1 protein-coding gene is annotated in these 537 nt (G+C 68.5%); it reads left to right on the top strand.

The features are described 5' to 3' along the window. Positions 1-537, top strand: a 537-nt coding sequence (locus J0A65_RS25450) for a hypothetical protein (RefSeq protein ID WP_206597003.1), incomplete at both ends; no start/stop codon positions are given.

The following is a 537-nucleotide window of genomic DNA, read 5'->3' on the forward strand; positions in this document are numbered from 1 at the left end:
CTGAGTCTGCGGCGTCGGGCGATCTACACCGGGCTGGTCGGGCACTTCTCGGAGGAGGAGGTGTGGCCCTTGCTGGCGCTCTGGGAAAACAAGTACGCGGAGCAGCCACCTTTCGCCCTGAACGAATTCCTCGCCGAGGTGGTGCTGCGCACCGAGCGCAAGCTGGAGCGCGCCCGCCTTTACCGGGAGCTGGTGGGGGCGTTGACCGGTCCACCTTCACAGCTGCTGCCGGACCCGGAGGAGCAGCTGGCCGCATGGCGCCAGGGGCGCAACGAGGCGGTGAGGCGGGTGGCAACACCCGATGCGGCGGCGCAGGCGACCTTCCTGGCCCTGGGCCAGGCCTTGCTGGAGCAGCTCGATGCGGCGCAGCAGGCGGCCTTGCGCGGGTTCGCCGCCGGCAACCTGGCTGGCATGGAAGTGGGGCCGGAACTGACCACGCAGTTACGCACCTGGTTCGAGCAGGGCAGTGCCGATGGCATCGCCGCACTGGGCCTGGAGCAACTGCGCAAGCTGCTCAATCTGCTCTATATCGGCTTG

Source organism: Bowmanella yangjiangensis, assembly GCF_017255015.1.
Classification (GTDB): Bacteria; Pseudomonadota; Gammaproteobacteria; order Enterobacterales; family Alteromonadaceae; genus Bowmanella; species Bowmanella yangjiangensis.